14 protein-coding genes are annotated in these 15,506 nt (G+C 52.2%); 1 reads left to right on the forward strand and 13 read right to left on the reverse strand.

All coding sequences use genetic code 11. The features are described from left to right. Positions 1-9 precede the first annotated feature (9 nt). The 3 genes from HMPREF1508_RS09730 to hisA all read right to left on the reverse strand — a co-directional run bounded on the left by HMPREF1508_RS09730 (position 10) and on the right by hisA (position 3,028). Positions 10-942 carry a GNAT family N-acetyltransferase gene (locus HMPREF1508_RS09730; protein WP_049906944.1) on the reverse strand — a complete coding sequence of 311 codons (933 nt, stop codon included), beginning with the start codon at positions 940-942 and terminating at the stop codon, positions 10-12. Then, positions 939-2,156: an LL-diaminopimelate aminotransferase gene (locus HMPREF1508_RS07960; RefSeq protein ID WP_044961040.1), complete on the reverse strand. Its 1,218-nt coding sequence runs from the start codon at positions 2,154-2,156 to the stop codon at positions 939-941. The genes HMPREF1508_RS09730 and HMPREF1508_RS07960 overlap by 4 nt, the downstream gene beginning before the upstream one ends. A 62-nt stretch (positions 2,157-2,218) precedes the next feature. After that, entirely contained in the window at positions 2,219-3,028 is an 810-nt protein-coding gene (gene hisA, locus HMPREF1508_RS07965) for a phosphoribosylformimino-5-aminoimidazole carboxamide ribotide isomerase (RefSeq protein ID WP_044961041.1), read from the reverse strand. Positions 3,029-3,261: 233 nt separating this feature from the next. On the opposite strand from hisA, the gene guaB reads away from it, so the two are divergent. Further along, the gene (gene guaB, locus HMPREF1508_RS07970; protein WP_006905501.1) at positions 3,262-4,734 is read left to right on the forward strand and encodes an IMP dehydrogenase; all 1,473 of its coding nucleotides are present in this window, start codon (positions 3,262-3,264) and stop codon (positions 4,732-4,734) included. 270 nt (positions 4,735-5,004) lie between these two features. Here the strand turns inward: guaB and HMPREF1508_RS07975 are convergent, their stop codons facing one another. The 10 genes from HMPREF1508_RS07975 to HMPREF1508_RS08020 all read right to left on the reverse strand — a co-directional run bounded on the left by HMPREF1508_RS07975 (position 5,005) and on the right by HMPREF1508_RS08020 (position 15,499). Next, the gene (locus HMPREF1508_RS07975) at positions 5,005-5,517 is read right to left on the reverse strand and encodes a phosphatase PAP2 family protein (protein WP_044961043.1); all 513 of its coding nucleotides are present in this window, start codon (positions 5,515-5,517) and stop codon (positions 5,005-5,007) included. Further along, the gene (locus tag HMPREF1508_RS07980; protein ID WP_044961045.1) at positions 5,510-6,208 is read right to left on the reverse strand and encodes a peptidoglycan recognition protein family protein; all 699 of its coding nucleotides are present in this window, start codon (positions 6,206-6,208) and stop codon (positions 5,510-5,512) included. The genes HMPREF1508_RS07975 and HMPREF1508_RS07980 overlap by 8 nt, the downstream gene beginning before the upstream one ends. Positions 6,209-6,378: 170 nt before the next feature. Beyond that, complete coding sequence (locus tag HMPREF1508_RS07985; RefSeq protein WP_044961047.1) at positions 6,379-6,717, reverse strand: DUF3837 family protein; 339 nt, start codon at positions 6,715-6,717, stop codon at positions 6,379-6,381. Positions 6,718-6,810: 93 nt separating this feature from the next. Further along, positions 6,811-9,054 (reverse strand): Cna B-type domain-containing protein, encoded by a 2,244-nt coding sequence (locus tag HMPREF1508_RS07990; RefSeq protein ID WP_049906945.1) that lies wholly within the window; start codon positions 9,052-9,054, stop codon positions 6,811-6,813. Between the two features lies 1 nt (position 9,055). Beyond that, a complete protein-coding gene (locus HMPREF1508_RS07995) occupies positions 9,056-9,616 on the reverse strand; it encodes a CarD family transcriptional regulator (RefSeq protein ID WP_044961049.1) in 561 nt (186 codons plus the stop codon). Between the two features lie 413 nt (positions 9,617-10,029). Beyond that, entirely contained in the window at positions 10,030-11,478 is a 1,449-nt protein-coding gene (locus HMPREF1508_RS08000) for an aminoacyl-histidine dipeptidase (RefSeq protein WP_044961051.1), read from the reverse strand. 4 nt (positions 11,479-11,482) lie between these two features. After that, positions 11,483-11,839: a PqqD family protein gene (locus HMPREF1508_RS08005; protein WP_044961053.1), complete on the reverse strand. Its 357-nt coding sequence runs from the start codon at positions 11,837-11,839 to the stop codon at positions 11,483-11,485. A gap of 193 nt (positions 11,840-12,032) precedes the next feature. Next, positions 12,033-13,925, reverse strand: coding sequence for an OPT family oligopeptide transporter (locus tag HMPREF1508_RS08010; protein ID WP_044961055.1), 1,893 nt, complete (start codon positions 13,923-13,925; stop codon positions 12,033-12,035). A 306-nt stretch (positions 13,926-14,231) separates the two neighbouring features. After that, positions 14,232-14,927, reverse strand: a complete 696-nt coding sequence (gene tsaA, locus HMPREF1508_RS08015) for a tRNA (N6-threonylcarbamoyladenosine(37)-N6)-methyltransferase TrmO (protein WP_044961215.1) — start codon at positions 14,925-14,927, stop codon at positions 14,232-14,234. 44 nt (positions 14,928-14,971) lie between these two features. Beyond that, positions 14,972-15,499 carry an adenine phosphoribosyltransferase gene (locus tag HMPREF1508_RS08020; protein WP_006905513.1) on the reverse strand — a complete coding sequence of 176 codons (528 nt, stop codon included), beginning with the start codon at positions 15,497-15,499 and terminating at the stop codon, positions 14,972-14,974. Between the last annotated feature and the right edge of the window lie 7 nt (positions 15,500-15,506).

Genomic DNA, 15,506 nt, shown 5'->3' on the forward strand with positions numbered 1-15,506 from the left:
TATAGAAGATCAAAGGGACAAATGCCAATGATCTCCCTCATTCTCCCCTCCGAAGGGCCCCCTCTCCTCCCTGACAAAGTTAAGTTTCTCAAGCAGGCGCTGTGAGGGCAAATTATCCGGGTGGACATGCGCGACAAGTTCCCTCAGCCGCAATTTCTCCCGCGCGTATTGACAAATACCCTCCAGAGCTTCTTTAGCATATCCTCTGCGACGGCAGGACGCGTCAATCAGATAACCGACCTCTGCCTGGCCCTCCCCGCAACGATCGGTTGGCTTGAGGTCAATTCTTCCGACAACTCTCTCCCCCTCCTGCTCAGCTCTTTCCTGTTTGTCCGCATCCCTCCTGCCGCCATCCCTCTTCTTAACTTCTCTGTCAATCAGCAGAAATCCTCCCATCCCACAGAGGGGATAGAGATAATCCCAATAGGTTTGAATCAGCTTTTCCGTTGCCCTGCGGCCGCCCAGAGGCTCTATGAAGTCTTCCATCCCTCCGCCGGTCTTTTGCGCTTCCATATGCTCTTTTGCTTCAAGGCTTCGGTACAGGCGAAGCAGGGCCGGGTAATCGGAGGGAACCATCTCCCGAATGATCAATCGCCTGGTTCTTATGATCTCATCCGGAATTCCCATCCCCCTGCGATAGCTTCTGAGAATATCCTCTTCCTCCAGGGCCTCAAAACTACATAGGACCAGGTCCGCGGACAGGTCTTCTCCCTCCGACGCGACGCCGATGACCGGAATTTTCACCTCCCGCATCGCCAGGATACTGGCCTCTTGTCTGCAGATCGCAAGATCAACTCCCCCCTTTGATATGCAAGAGGAGACCTCAAAGAAGGCCTCCTCAGGATGCAAGGGCAGGTGACCGCACCGAATCAGAAAATCGTCCATGGTCGGATCCTCGTTTCGGTCAAAGTCCATTGCGATGATCAATTGTTCTCTCTTCATACCTTCATCTTCCCGATGCGCTCTACCGCGCGAAGGGTATTCTCATAGCTGCCGAAAGCGGTCAGGCGGAAGTAGTGCTCCCCGGAGGGGCCGAAACCGGATCCCGGTGTGCCGACGATGTTCACCTCCCTCAGAAGGTAGTCAAAGAAATCCCAGGAGGTCATATTGCCGGGCGCCTTGAGCCAGATGTAGGGGGCATTGATCCCCCCGTATACCTCAAAGCCCGCCTCTGCCAGACCATCGTGGATGATCTTCGCATTCTTCATATAGTAGGCGACCAGCTCGCGAATCTCCCTCTGCCCCTGATCGGAATAGACCGCCTGGCCGGCCCGCTGGGTGATATAGGGAGCGCCATTGAATTTGGTTCCATGGCGGCGGGCCCACATGTCGTGAAGACTGATTCCCCCCTGTACAATATCCCTGGGAAGAACTGTGAATCCCAGACGCACTCCGGTAAATCCCGCGTTTTTCGAGAAAGAGCGCAGCTCAATGGCACAGGCTCTTGCCCCCCGGCACTCATAGATCGAATGCGGAACATCCGGCTGGGCAATATAAGCCTCGTAGGCGGCGTCAAAAATGATGAGAACTCCATTTCTGTTGGCCCAGTCTACCCAGTCCTGCAGTTGATCCTTTGTCAGTGTGGTCCCGGTCGGATTATTGGGCAGACAGAGATAGACCACATCGGGAATCTGACTTGGGAATTCCGGGACAAAATCATTTTCCGCCGTCACGGGCAGATAAATAATATCGCTCCACTGCTCTTTCTTCGCATCCCAGTTCCCGCAGCGGCCAGCCATGACATTGGAATCCACGTAGACCGGATAGACAGGATCCGTGACGGCGATGCGGGTGTCCTGGGAAAAGAGCTCCTGAATGGCTGCGGAGTCCGACTTGGCCCCGTCCGACACGAAGATTTCATCGGCAGAGACGTCGACGCCTCTGTCCTTGTATTCTCCGGCAATGGCATCGCGCAGGAAGTCATAGCCCAGATCCGGCGCGTAACCGTGGAATCCCTCTTCCGTTCCCATCTCATCGACGGCATCGTGCATGGCCTTAATGATTGTCGGAGTCAGAGGGCGGGTCACATCCCCGATTCCCAGGCGAATGATATCCGCCTGGGGATTGGCCTCTGCGAAGGCCGCCACCTTCCGGGCAATGTCCGAAAAGAGATAGCTTCCGGGCAGCTTCTGAAAATTGCTGTTAATCTTGTACATATTTCACCTCATATTCATCTTTACGGTATCAATGGGTTTTCATCAGATCATCTGCCCTTGCCCTATCCTCTTGGTACCCGACCGGGTATATCAGGGGATGGCATGCGATATTCTCTAACCCTCTCGTATGACAGCTTTCCTCCAAAGAGGTCCAGTGCGGATCCCACTGTAAAATCAACCCTTCCCTGTCCGATTCTTCCTATGTTCTCGATATCCCCATAGCTGTGAATCCCACCGGCGTAGGTGACGGGGATCCCTTTCCAGCCCGCCAGAAGCTTTAGCAAATCCTCTGCGGGTCCGGTCTGCATGCCCTCCACATCCGCGGCGTGAATTAGAAATTCGTCACAGTAATCTGCCAAATGATTCAAGAGTTTCTCTTCCACCGGCTCCTCCGTCAGAGTCTGCCAGCGATCAGTGGTCACATAATAGCGGCCTTTTCTCTTGCGACAGGACAGATCTAAGACCAGGTGTTCCCTGCCGACTGTCTCCACAAGGTCCCTGAGCCGGTCATAATTGACCTGTCCCCTCTCAAAGACATAAGAGGTCACAATCACGTGGGAAGCTCCGGCATCCAGATAGACCCCGGCATTATCCGCGGTGATGCCGCCGCCGATCTGCAGCCCGCCGGGATAGGCTGCCAGAGCGGCCAGCGCCTCCTGCCTCGTCTGCTCAAAATAATCGGAGTCACGGGCATTTAACAGGATGATATGTCCGCCCGTCAAATGATCCCTCTGATAGAGCCGGGCGTAATCCGCCGCCGACCTGTCAGAGACATAGTTCTCACAGGCCCTGTCCCCTTGATCCTGCAGGGAGGATCCGACAATCTGCTTGACCTTTCCGTTATGAATATCAATACAGGGGCGAAACCGCATCTCTCCTCCTCTTTGCCGACAAAACTCTCGGGTCTTAGATTAGCAAATTTAAGGGGACAAGTAAATTCAAAGCTCTCCCGCCTGACTTTACCAAATGCAATTCACACACAAATCTGACCCATGTGATTCAACACCTTCACACCCGAATGTGATTCATTGACCCACCCCCGCGATTTTGATAGTATAATTGACTAAAAACACAGGCAGAGGTCAGCAGAAAGAGAGGACAGTACATGGGTACAATTATTGGTGAAAGCATTACATTTGATGATGTCTTACTGGTGCCTCAATACTCAGAAGTAACACCAAACCTGATTAATCTTCAGACCAGGCTCACCAAAAAGATCAGTCTTAATATCCCCATGATGAGCGCGGCCATGGATACGGTGACCGAACACCGCATGGCGATTGCCATGGCCCGTCAAGGCGGAATCGGTATTATCCACAAAAACATGTCCATCGCCCAACAGGCCGAAGAGGTAGACAAGGTGAAGAGGTCAGAGAACGGCGTCATCACCGAGCCCTTCGCCCTGACCCCGGATCACACCCTGGCTGATGCTGATGCCCTGATGGGAAAATATCGCATTTCCGGCGTCCCAATCACCGAGGACGGCAAGACCGGCAAGCTGATTGGAATCATCACCAACCGTGATCTCAAGTTTGAAGAGGACTTCACCAAGAAAATCTCCGAGGTCATGACCACCGGCGACCAGCTGATTACCGCCAAAGTCGGCGTCACCCTGGCAGAAGCCAAGGAAATCTTAGGCAAGGCCCGCAAGGAGAAGCTGCCCATTGTCGATGATCACTTCAACCTCCGCGGACTGATTACCATCAAGGACATTGAGAAACAGATCAAGTACCCCAACGCAGCCAAGGACGAGCAGGGGCGTCTTCTCTGCGGCGCCGGAGTCGGCATTACGGGCAACATGATGGAACGAGTCGAAGCTCTGATCGCCGCCCATGTCGACTGCATCGTCGTTGACTCCGCCCACGGCCACTCCAAGAATATCATTGAGGCGGTTAAGAAGATCAAAGCCGCCCATCCTGACCTCCAGGTCATCGCCGGCAACATCGCAACCGGCGACGCCGCCAGAGCCTTGATCGAAGCGGGCGCGGACGCCGTAAAGTGCGGCATCGGACCCGGATCGATCTGTACCACCCGCGTTGTCGCCGGTATCGGCGTTCCCCAGGTGTCAGCAATCATGGACTGTTACGCTGTCGCCAAGGACTACGGCGTCCCGGTCATTGCTGACGGCGGCATCAAGTTCTCCGGCGATATGGTCAAGGCCCTTGCCGCCGGCGGTAATGTCTGCATGATGGGTTCCCTCTTCGCCGGCTGCGACGAGGCTCCGGGCGAGTATGAACTCTATCAGGGGCGCAAGTTCAAGGTCTACCGCGGTATGGGATCTATTGCAGCAATGGAGAACGGTTCTAAGGATCGCTATTTTCAGGAGGGCGCCAAGAAGCTGGTTCCTGAGGGCGTCGAGGGCCGAGTCGCCTACAAGGGTTCCGTCGAGGATACAATCTTCCAGATGATCGGCGGCATCCGCTCCGGTATGGGCTACTGCGGTACTCCCACGATCCCGGAGCTCCAGGAGCGGGGCAAGTTCGTCAAGATCTCCTCTGCCTCCCTCAAGGAATCTCACCCTCACGATATCCACATCACCAAGGAGGCTCCCAACTACACCATAGACGATAACCTTTAATTTCCTGCGTTATCTGTCGGACAAAATGTGTCGATAAATCCCCCTCAAGCTCCTGTCAGTCAAGGGCTTGAGGAGGATAAACCGTGAAAATCAGATTTATATTGACTCTTTAGGAGCGAGACAGCCGCAGCTGCCTCGCTCCTTTTTCTGTTAAATCCGTGAAAAAACATTCCACAGAAGAAATCGATTTTATAATCCATCGGACTGGCTGTCGGGGCGTTTTGTCTTATAACTCGAATATTGATTCGTCATATATAGGACGGCCTTCGATTATATCCGGCCGGGGAAGATCAGGAAAAACCCCAGGCCGCCTGAAATGATCCCGATCAGGGCTCCGGCAATCACATCCCTGGGATAGTGAAGACCTGCTATTACCCTGAGAACCGCAAGGAACAGACCCATGATCAGGAAGAGAAGACCCAGCCAGATATTCTGCTTCAGCATGGCCACAGCGATGATAAAAATCGAGAAGACATGTCTGCTCGGAAAGGAGTCTCCTCCTCCCTTTCTGTCTGCAATCGGCTCAAACTTCATGGTCTCATAGGGCCTTTTGGCTCCGATTTTCTTTCTCAAGAGGCTGACAACCGCAAAGGCGACCCCTGTCACCAGAATATTCTCATAGAGAGCATGATATTGCTTGTTTAAGAGGAAGACCCCAAGCATAGCCACATAGCCCACAATTGCGGCATGGGTTATGGTGCGCATGGCATAATCCACGATTTGAGGGCCCTCGGCGTATGAGCGAATTTTATTCAGAATATCCCTGTAGATTTCTTCAGTCATCGCTCTTCTCCTTGATCGCATTCTCTTTGATATAGGTGTTTAAGTCTGTCTTGAACTGCTTCCAGGCATCCGGATGTTCGACAAAATACTTGGGACAGAGTTTCCCTGTCACATCATAGTGGCGGATGACCTGATCCGTGTCCAGATCAAAGCGCGCCATCAGATAGGCCGTCAGCCGCACAAGGGAATCATAGGTCTTGCGGTTGAACTTCCCGGACGCGTCCGGATGGCATACTTCAATTGCAATGGTATCCCCATTTCTCTGATTCGAGGCATAGGCAATTTCTGAGGTCGGAATACACTGGACGATCTCCCCTTTCAGCCCGACAATAAAATGAGCGCTGGCCTGGGTGACATGAGAATCCTTAAGCCCCTCAAAATAGTTCCGGTTGTCCATAGCCGAAGACCCCGGATTCGCCGTATAATGTACAACAATGCCTTTTACCTTACCCAACTTCTTCCCCGGTCTGCTGTTCGGATTCACTGTAAGCAATTCCACAGCCATCTCTGGCCGGGCGGAGTCAGGAAGCTGAGGCCTGATCTTATGAGAACGCAGGCTAAGAGGATCCAGCCAAAGCAAAAGCAGAGCGACAAGGACCGCCGCCAGAAGAAAGACCCGCTTTCTTCTGCTCTGCCTTCTTTTCGCCTGATTTCCCCTTTGATATCTTTTCTGTGACGTCGTCTGATTCATAGCTCTATTATATCGATTTCAAACCCCGGCATTCTTAATTTTGCCCGAAAGGTCATCGCAGAACATATGCCCTGTAGGCACAGTTTATTTTGCACCTGTATGCACAGCGCACGGATTATTTTGCACCTGTATGCACAGCGCGCGGATTATTTTGCATCTGCCTGTACGGCTTACTTTGCGTCCGGCGGAAAGGGGTTGACTCCGCTTTTTGCCCACTCAAAAAGTCCCTCCATGACCTGATCATGCGCGTCATCCTCTACCCGATAGCGATGAAGCAAAAAACAGAGGTACTTGTCCGGATCATTCGCCGGAAGAAATTCCTGCGGATCCAGTTCCTTCATCAGGGCATCCTTCAGTTCTCTGGGACTCATATTTCCCTTCAGATCCACTTCCGGGTGACCGACGGAATACAGACCCAGGGCATAATAGAACTCGTAGTTTCCCACGATGACAGAGAACTGCCGCCTTACCTTCAGATCAACTGCCTGTTTTGTCAACAGTGGCACCATCCGTCTCCTCCCTTCTTTGGACGCCTATAAAAAGCCTCAGAAACAGCTTCCACTGTTTCTGAGGCAAGACAGACGAAATAAGGCGTCAAGTACTCATCTGTTCCGCTTTTTCCCGTAGGTCAGCCCGGCCATTCCCGCCGCGGCAATAAGGATCATAGCTCCGAACAGGAGAAAATCTGCCTGATCCCCTGTCTTGACTGACGGGATCGGTTTCTTCGGTTGCTCGGGCGGTGTCTTGGGTTCATTCGGAGTATTGGGTGTATCCTTGGTATTTGTGATCTCAAATCCCTTCTCGGCATCACCGCTGATCGCCGTTTGATATCCCTCGACCTTGTCTTCAGAAATCGTATAGAGAATTTCCGACCCATTATCACTCTTGTAGCAGGGAAGATTCGTAAACTCATGCCGCCAGTTGTTTGCGGCATTTAAAAGGACTGAGTCCTGTTCCACCCCGTTGGCATAGAGACGAACTCTCACAGAGCTTCCCTCCGGACCAACCCAGGTCTTTTTGACCAGGACCGTTCTTGTGCTGGAATTGGTAATGATATATCCGCTCTCCTGCGTTCCGCTCAGCTGAGATACATATCCCTCAACATTCCTCTCCTTGACGGAGTACCGATAGGGCTTGCCCTGCGGATCCAACTTCAGGAGATTGTTAAATGTTGTCTTCCATTGACCGCTTGCGTCCGCCTGAATCAGCTGGTAGCCAATATAGGTTTCTTTCCCGTCGGAATCAAGACGGTAGAGCTCCAGCTGAACCTGATGCGGCCGGCTCGCGCTGTTATGATCATTCCACTTCTTCTCTGCGGAGACGCTGGTCTTTTCCTCTGTCCCGATGAATACTGTACCGTTGCTGCCGATTCCGCCCCCTCTTGTCATTGAGCTGTTCCCTGTAATCCGAACCCTGGCACGGGCCATCGTATCCGCATTACCGCGCTCCTTTGTATTTAAGGAGAGGCTTTCTCCCTTTGCCGCGTCCAGCTGTCCATCCAGCCTAGACAGAGGGACTTCTTTGCCATCGTCATACTGCCAGCGGTAGGGAACTGCGCCCAGCATGGTATTCGCTATCGTATAGCGGGGATTTCCGCTATGTACCCCATAATCATTGCTGGCCAGGATATAAATTTCCCTTCCGCCTTTGGCGCTGTTGGCGTAGAATGCGGCTCCATCATTCACATAAATGTGCGTCTCAGAGCTGGGGCAGCCCGCGTAACCGCCGCCTTCGAGCTTGGCTGTGTTTTCCGTCACCAGGGCGTCAGTCAGATGAAGCTCCCCGTTTTGGAAGCCTGTGTATATGCTCGGATAGCCATTGACATAGATCCCGGCTCCTCCAAATGAGTTGTTGCCTCTTCCGCTGGCTGTCATCTTATTGTCTTTGATTTCTCCGGCGGAGATGGTCGCAACCCCCTGCTTTCCGATCGGTCCGGCCTGCACATAAATTCCGCCGCCTGCAGAGCCCGCGGAATTGCCGATGACACTGCCTCCCGTCATATTTAACTTATCGCTTCCGTTGCTGGCGACACCGGTGCCGACTGAAATTCCTCCTCCGAGCTCATCAGAGACATTGTTTCGAATAACAGCCTTGTCCGTCAGTTCCAGGCTGGCCCCGTCAAAGACACAGATCCCGCCGCCAGACGCGAAACCGCCCTCTCCGGGCTCCGTTCCGCTCACGGCATGATTCTCCTCAATCGTTCCTCCCGAAAAATGAAAGCTTCCGTAATTGACGAAAACGCCGCCTCCAAAATTAGCTGAATTATTCCGAATGGTGCCTCCAGTCATGTTGACGGTTCCACTCTCTACATCGATACCTCCGCCCATAGCCTGAAAATATCCCAGCTGCGTCAGCTTGTTATTCTGGATCAGGGTTCCCTCCTTGATATCCAGTTGTCCGGATACCCTGACAAGAGCCTCTGTCGCATTGGCATTCTCCCGATTCCCGTCTATGGTAATATCTTTGAAGCTCGCCTTGTTGTCCACCGAGAGGAGGTTTCCCTTGAAGTCCTGCTCTCTCTTCAGCACGGCCTTGGTACCGCTGAGACTGACTTCTCCCGAAACGCCTGTCGTCCCGGACACCCAAATTATCTTGATGGTCTGATCGGCAGCCGCAAGCTCTTTTGCCCTCGCGAATGTCTTGACAGCATTGGCCTTCGTCTTTCCGTCTTTTGCGTCATTTCCGCTCTGCCCGTTGAGATAGATCTCCCCGGTCGCCCCTCCGTCCGCCATGGCTCTCGTCGACATGACCCCGATGGTCAGCCCGAAAAGCAGAAGAAAGAAAAACATTCTTCCGGGCAATCCTCTTTTTTTCTCCGCCGCATCCCCTCTTCGCGTAAGATTCATCTTATATCCTCCTCTTGCGCGTCTTGCGCTTATCCATCAGCTCTCTGGAAGGATCATCCCGATCCAGTATCTCACAAAATTTTATCTCCAGTGCCTCCTGGCTATCCTTCAATATGAAAGCCATCTCATCAAAAAGTTTCTTCTTTGCTGCGGACATCGTTCGCTCATCCTGGGACATGGTCTTCTTTCCCTGCGCAATCCGCATGTGATTGCGATAGTAAATCGTCTTGATCAGCCGTGCCATCTCCATCGGATCCTGGTTCAGAAGAATCTGCCTGTAATACTCCGCCCTCTGCCGATCTCCTTTAATTTCGATCAATTCCAGATCCGCCAGCCTGGAAAAAATCTCCTTCATGGTCCGCTGACTGGATACCGACCGAACCCTCTGTCTGTTACTCTCTACCGGGGTAATAACGTGACTTCGATTTTCAAAAACAGGATTCAGGTCATAATACTCCCGTTCTGTCCCCGTACCCATCAGATCCTGCCGAATGATGGCCTTGACCTGGCATACCCCGCTCGCCTCATGAACCAGAAAATCATCGACACAGTATCGTTTCATTTTTACCGGCTTTCTCGCGGGCGCAGTCACCGCGCCAAGAAAACACCTTACAATGTGAACAGATAACCCCAACCAAACAATGGAATACAGGCTTTGCGAGTATTCCACTGTCATGAATCTTTTGATTCACAACAATGAGATGTCCACAAGGGACATCCTGCTGTCTGGGGCTGTCAAATGCAAAGTCACAGACCGCTCCCCTCTTTGGCGCATCTGCAACCAGCCATTTGATACTTAAAAAATAAACCTGATTGCATTATAACATCTGAATCGGCTTTTGTGTCATTCCTGATAAATTCTTCTGATTGCCTTCTGATTTTCCCCTCTCTTTGCCAGAAATGCCGAGAGCGCAAAAAAACTGAGCCGAAAAATAAATTTTTTCTTCGGCCCAGTGCTAAATGCGATTTTATGACTCAATCTCTGCAGGCAATCACACGGACAATGAAGTCATACATGCGCTTCGATGAAGAAATGGACAAGTGTTCCTGAGGCGTATGGATATCATAGATATTGGGTCCCATGGAGATGGCGTCCAGATGGTCGATCTTACCGGCCAGAATACCGCACTCCACGCCGGCGTGAATCGCCTCTATCTTCAGCTCTTCGCCGAACATCTCCCTGTAGATGGATGCCATATCCTGACGCAGAGCAGACTCCCTGACATATTCCCAGGCGGGATACCTGCCGCTGATGTCCGCCCTGGCTCCCAGCGACTGAGCGATCAAAACCATCTTGTCTGTCAGGGGCTCCAAGGCAGACGCCACACTGGTACGCACCGCATAATTCATATAGAGCCCCTTCTCATCCAGATCGCAAATTCCAAGATTCAAAGAAGTCTCTGTCAATCCCTCAATATCTGTAGACATGCGCTGTACGCCGTTGGGTTCTGCCAGGATCAGAGCCAGAACCCTTTTACTGGCGGCAAGAGTCAATGGGGCAAGAGAGGAATCGCTTTCACAGACATTTGCCGTAAGATCGGGATCCGTGACTATATACTCACTCTGTGCACCCTTGATTTGCTCTTCGACGAGGGCGGCAAAAGCAGCCTGCTGGCCTGCAGGAATCAGAACCTGAGCCGCAGCCCGGTTGGGGATCGCATTGTTCTTGGAACCGCCGCTCATCGTGATCAGGCGCAGCTCCATCTTCTTGGAAGCTGCCAGCAGAACGCGTGCCAGCAGGTGGATACCGTTGGCTCTCCCCTTATGAATCTCCACACCGGAATGACCGCCGGTCAGACCGGTCAGCTTCAGGGCAAGGCACTCGCCCGCAGCCTGCGCACGCTCCGTATCCATGTGAATCTCCGCCTTGCATCCGCCGGCGCAGGAAGCTAAGATCACACCTTCTTCCTCAGAGTCGATATTCAGGAGTTTATGCCCCTTCAGCATAGAGACGTCAATCCCAAAGGCACCATCCATACCGGTCTCCTCTGCCGTTGTGCAGACGAATTCCAGACGGGGGTGTTTTAAGCTGTCGTCATCCAGAATTGCCAGAGCATATGCCACGGCAATTCCGTCATCGCCTCCCAGAGTCGTTCCCTTGGCCCGAATGAAATCGTCGTCAAGATAAAGATCCAGGCCCTCCTTTTCCATGTCCTTAGGGCAGTCATGCGTCTTCTCGCAGACCATATCCATATGCCCCTGCAGGATGATAGGGCTGACATCCTCGTAACCCTCAGATGCCTCCTTGATTATAATGACATTGTAATACTGGTCCTGGTAATACTCAAAACCATGCTCTTTGGCAAAGGCAACCAGGTAGTCACTGACCGCTTTCTCCTGATAGGAGGGACGGGGAATTTGCGTCAGATCCTCAAAATAGTCAAACACCTTATTTTCAGCTAAGCCGCGCAATACTCTTGCCATGATCTTATCCTCTCTTCTTAATCTTATTCTCGTAGACAATAAAGCCCTCTCTGTGCAGGGTCTTGATATATTGACACAGGCGTTCGTAGAGAGGCTCTGCCTTCTGTCCAAACCTCTCCTTCACCGCCTGCCCAATCTCCTGTACACTCCTGGATCCATCCATCTGCAGCCAGATAAATGATCCGAAATCGTCCAATCTGATATGACTGACACGGGGTCTTCGAAAAAACCTCTGGGCGATCCAGTGGCTGATTCCCTTATGCACCATATCGACCTCGACCGCATTTCCCTTTTGGCGCCAGTCCACATTGGCGTTGCGCCGGGGATAATAATCCAGGAAATTCTCTTTCTGCTTTGCCATCTGACCTCCTTGACAATCAAATATACGCCCTGTGAATACCCGCATCCCATAAAGGGATTTGCTATGCCCGATTGACACAGGAAGCGTGATACAGGCTTCCTGAATGGCCGACCGTCGTGAATGAATTATGGCACCCGGCCATGTGTAACACCGGATGCCATAGACGAAAAGTTCCATTTACTTGGACATATTCTTACTTGATCGCACTCTTCGGCTTACGGTTGACGAAGAGCACCAGAGTTACCGTTAACAGCGCAAAGAACACAACACCGCCGATTCTCCCCAGAGAGAAGGTCTTTGAAATATCAAGCTTGACATTGAACACCGCAAGAAACGCCAGGAGAATTCCAATGATTCCCTCACCAGCGATCAGACCAGAGGAGTAGAGCAGGCCATTCTCCACCTTGTCCTTGCGCTCTGCCTCGTCCATCTTCTTCTTGTCAAAGTAAAGACGCACCAGTCCGCCGACCATCATGGGAATTGACAGGTAGATCGGCAGATAGAGACCTACAGCAAAGGCCAGAACGGGGATCCCCAAAATCTCAACAATAATAGCAATGAAGACGCCGGTGAATACCAGAGCCCAGGGCAGATTGCCGTTCATAACGCCCTCGACAACCAGCTTCATCAGAGTTGCCTGGGGAGCGGGAAGTTCCTTTCCGCCGTAACCCCACGCGCTGTTGAGCAGGTAGAGGACGCCGCCGACAGCCACTGCTGACGCAAACACACCAATCAGCTCACCAATCTGCTGGCGGTAGGGAGTTGCTCCGACAATATAACCGGTCTTCAGATCCTGTGAGGTATCGCCTGCGATGGCTGTTGAAATACAGATGATGGAACCAATCGCAATCGCCGCAATCATACCCTGTGTACCGATATTGCCTGTTGCCTTCAGGACAGAAGTCGCCAGAAGCAGGGTCGCGATGGTCATACCGGATACCGGATTGTTGGAAGATCCGATCAGACCAACCATACGGGAAGAGACCGTAGCGAAGAAGAAACCGAATATGATGACGATAATCGCCCCGATCGGATTCAGGGGAATGGCTGGAATCACCACCATGAGGATGGCAAGAACCACAATAGAGCCGATGACAACCTTCATACTGATGTCCTTGTTCTGACGGTTGATCTCACCTGCCTTGACTCCGATTCCCTTGACCGCATCGCGGAAGGTTTTGACAATCAGGGGCAGGGACTTGATCAGGCTCATAATACCGCCGGCGGCAACAGCACCTGCGCCGATATACTTAACATAGTTGGACCAGATGGCGTCCGGCCCCATCTCTGACACTATCTTGGTTGCAGGGAAAATCGGACTGGCAACACTGGCTCCAAAGAGAGCGATCAGAGGCATAATCACGAACCAGGCCAGCATACCGCCAGCTGTGATATAAGAGGAGACCTTGGGTCCGCAGATATAGCCGACACCCAAAAGAGCCGGAAGAACATCTGCGCCGAAACCAGCTCCCTTATAGCCTTTGATCTCCCAGGACACTTCACTGGGGAAGAGCACAAAGCCGTCGGCAATGAGCTTGTAGATGGCAGCAATTCCGAGACCGGAGAAAACCGTTACGGCCTTGGCGCCTCCCGTCTCTCCCGCTTCCAGGACATCTGCACAGGCAGAGCCTTCAGGATAAGGAAGTGTACCGTGCTCCTTGACAATCAAGGCTTCGCGGAGCGGGATCATAAAGAAGACTCCCAGGGATCCGCCGATCGCGGCGATCACTGCAATGGTCAGAAGAGAGGGTGCTGTTGTTACTCCTTCCTTGGCCCAGAGGAAGATGGCAGGCAGGGTAAAGATCGCTCCTGCCGCTACAGACTCACCGGCAGAGCCGATAGTCTGAACCATATTATTCTCCAGGATCGAGTCCTTGCGGAGAATGAAGCGGATCACACCCATAGAGATAACGGCCGCCGGAATAGACGCGGACACGGTCATTCCCACGCGCAGTCCCAGATATGCATTGGCTGCGCCAAAGAGAATGGCCATCAGAATACCGATGACAATAGAGGTGACGGTCAGCTCAGGTGGATTCTCATCCGCTGAGACGAAGGGCTTAAAAGCCGGTTTTGGTTCACTCATTTTCTTAACTCCTTTTCCAATTGTGTCGTCGAACCGCATGAATCGACAGATGCTCTTCTTATTTCTCTGCCGTTTCCCCGCGCTAAATCAATAATCTTCTACACTTCGCAGAAATAAAGCACTCAGATAAATAAAAGTGCACTTTGAATTTCAAAGTGCCTGTCCTGCTCTCATGCTGTTCTTAATACAGTATTTTAGTTTTTTCCCCTCCATTTTGCAATCATTATTTACAAAGCGATAACCTGAGTTTTACGAATTTTGTATTTTATATCTCCAGCTTTAGAGATTTTATATGACTTCTCCCCATCAGGTCGCAAAAGTAGCTGCAGAATTGACATTAAGTACATATAAATTACGATGTTCCACCCGAAAGGTCAGGTCAAATCCTCCATATGCCAGACGAAACTCCCTCTTCTTATCTCTGTCATAAGCAGGTCTTGGATCCTGCCGCAGAATCTCAATCATAGCCAGGTAGGCCTCATGGGCGACCCCTGCCTCTTTGGCCATATCCTCCGGGAAGTCCACAGACAGCTCTTCCCAGACCAGGTGATCTGTAAATCCGCCTGCCGCTTTGGGATGCGCATCGGCATAAGCCAGGTAAGGTTTGATGTCATAGATAGGTGTTCCGTTCATAAGATCTGCCCCCTGCAAGAGCAGACATACCCCCTCCCGTCCCCTCTCCGTCCCGATCAGACGCACAGATGAGAGGCCAATGGGATTCGGGCGATAGGGAGAACGGGTTGCGAAGACACCCATACGCCGATGTCCCCCCAGACGGGGAGGCTTGACCGTAGCGGTCCAGGGTCTCCTGCGATTCGCAGAGAAGCCCCATAGCAGCCAGAGATAATCGTATCCCTCGATTCCGCGCAGAGCAGCCTCGTTGCGAAATTTTGCTTCAAAGACCAGACGGCTGACAGCATGTTCCAGAAGGCCAGCCTGTCGGGGAATGCCAAATTTGTCGGCAAATCCATTTTCAATATGGGCAATTTGTCTGAGTTTCATATCCATCTGACGATGATTCCGAATCTGATTCCCTTTTCCGGAACTTACTTACCCGGATATATAACGACAGAATCCACATCATACCTGGCCAGACGTTCGCGCCCCTTAAGGCCTGCCAGTTCCATGAGGAAGATAATCTTGCTCACCTGACCTCCCAGGCGTTCCACCAGTTTCGCCGAGGCCTCAATGGTACCTCCGGTGGCAATCAGATCATCCACCAGAACGACCCTCTGACCCGGCCGGATAGAGTCGGTGTGCATCTCAACCGTCGCCTGTCCGTACTCCAGTTCATAGGACTGCCTGACCGTCTCGCGGGGCAGCTTTCCCGCCTTGCGCACAAGGACAAAAGGCTTCCCCAATGCGTAGGCGATGGGAGCCCCAAAGACAAAGCCGCGGGACTCCGCGCCACAGACAACATCGAAATCCAGACCATCCAAAAGTCTGATCATCTCGTCAATCGCCAGATGAAAGCCCTCCGCATCCTGCAGAACGCTTGTGATATCCCGGAACATAATTCCCGGCTCCGGATAATCCGGAATGGTCGTAATGTAGTCTTCAACCGTCTTACGCATAAGTCCT

Origin of the sequence: Shuttleworthella sp. MSX8B, from assembly GCF_000524295.1 — a bacterium.
GTDB lineage: Bacteria > Bacillota > Clostridia > Lachnospirales > Lachnospiraceae > Shuttleworthia > Shuttleworthia satelles.

Bases quoted from the DNA above. Each gene is read 5' to 3' on its own strand.
- HMPREF1508_RS07985 (WP_044961047.1), bottom strand. From the start codon at position 6,717: ATGGTGCCACTGTTGACAAAACAGGCAGTTGATCTGAAGGTAAGGCGG.
- HMPREF1508_RS08005 (WP_044961053.1), bottom strand. From the start codon at position 11,839: ATGGCAAAGCAGAAAGAGAATTTCCTGGATTATTATCCCCGGCGCAAC.
- HMPREF1508_RS08010 (WP_044961055.1), bottom strand. From the start codon at position 13,925: ATGAGTGAACCAAAACCGGCTTTTAAGCCCTTCGTCTCAGCGGATGAG.
- HMPREF1508_RS08000 (WP_044961051.1), bottom strand. From the start codon at position 11,478: ATGGCAAGAGTATTGCGCGGCTTAGCTGAAAATAAGGTGTTTGACTAT.
- HMPREF1508_RS07995 (WP_044961049.1), bottom strand. From the start codon at position 9,616: ATGAAACGATACTGTGTCGATGATTTTCTGGTTCATGAGGCGAGCGGG.
- guaB (WP_006905501.1), top strand. From the start codon at position 3,262: ATGGGTACAATTATTGGTGAAAGCATTACATTTGATGATGTCTTACTG.
- HMPREF1508_RS07975 (WP_044961043.1), bottom strand. From the start codon at position 5,517: ATGACTGAAGAAATCTACAGGGATATTCTGAATAAAATTCGCTCATAC.
- HMPREF1508_RS07980 (WP_044961045.1), bottom strand. From the start codon at position 6,208: ATGAATCAGACGACGTCACAGAAAAGATATCAAAGGGGAAATCAGGCG.
- HMPREF1508_RS07990 (WP_049906945.1), bottom strand. From the start codon at position 9,054: ATGAATCTTACGCGAAGAGGGGATGCGGCGGAGAAAAAAAGAGGATTG.
- HMPREF1508_RS07960 (WP_044961040.1), bottom strand. From the start codon at position 2,156: ATGTACAAGATTAACAGCAATTTTCAGAAGCTGCCCGGAAGCTATCTC.
- tsaA (WP_044961215.1), bottom strand. From the start codon at position 14,927: ATGAAACTCAGACAAATTGCCCATATTGAAAATGGATTTGCCGACAAA.
- HMPREF1508_RS08020 (WP_006905513.1), bottom strand. From the start codon at position 15,499: ATGCGTAAGACGGTTGAAGACTACATTACGACCATTCCGGATTATCCG.
- hisA (WP_044961041.1), bottom strand. From the start codon at position 3,028: ATGCGGTTTCGCCCCTGTATTGATATTCATAACGGAAAGGTCAAGCAG.
- HMPREF1508_RS09730 (WP_049906944.1), bottom strand. From the start codon at position 942: ATGAAGAGAGAACAATTGATCATCGCAATGGACTTTGACCGAAACGAG.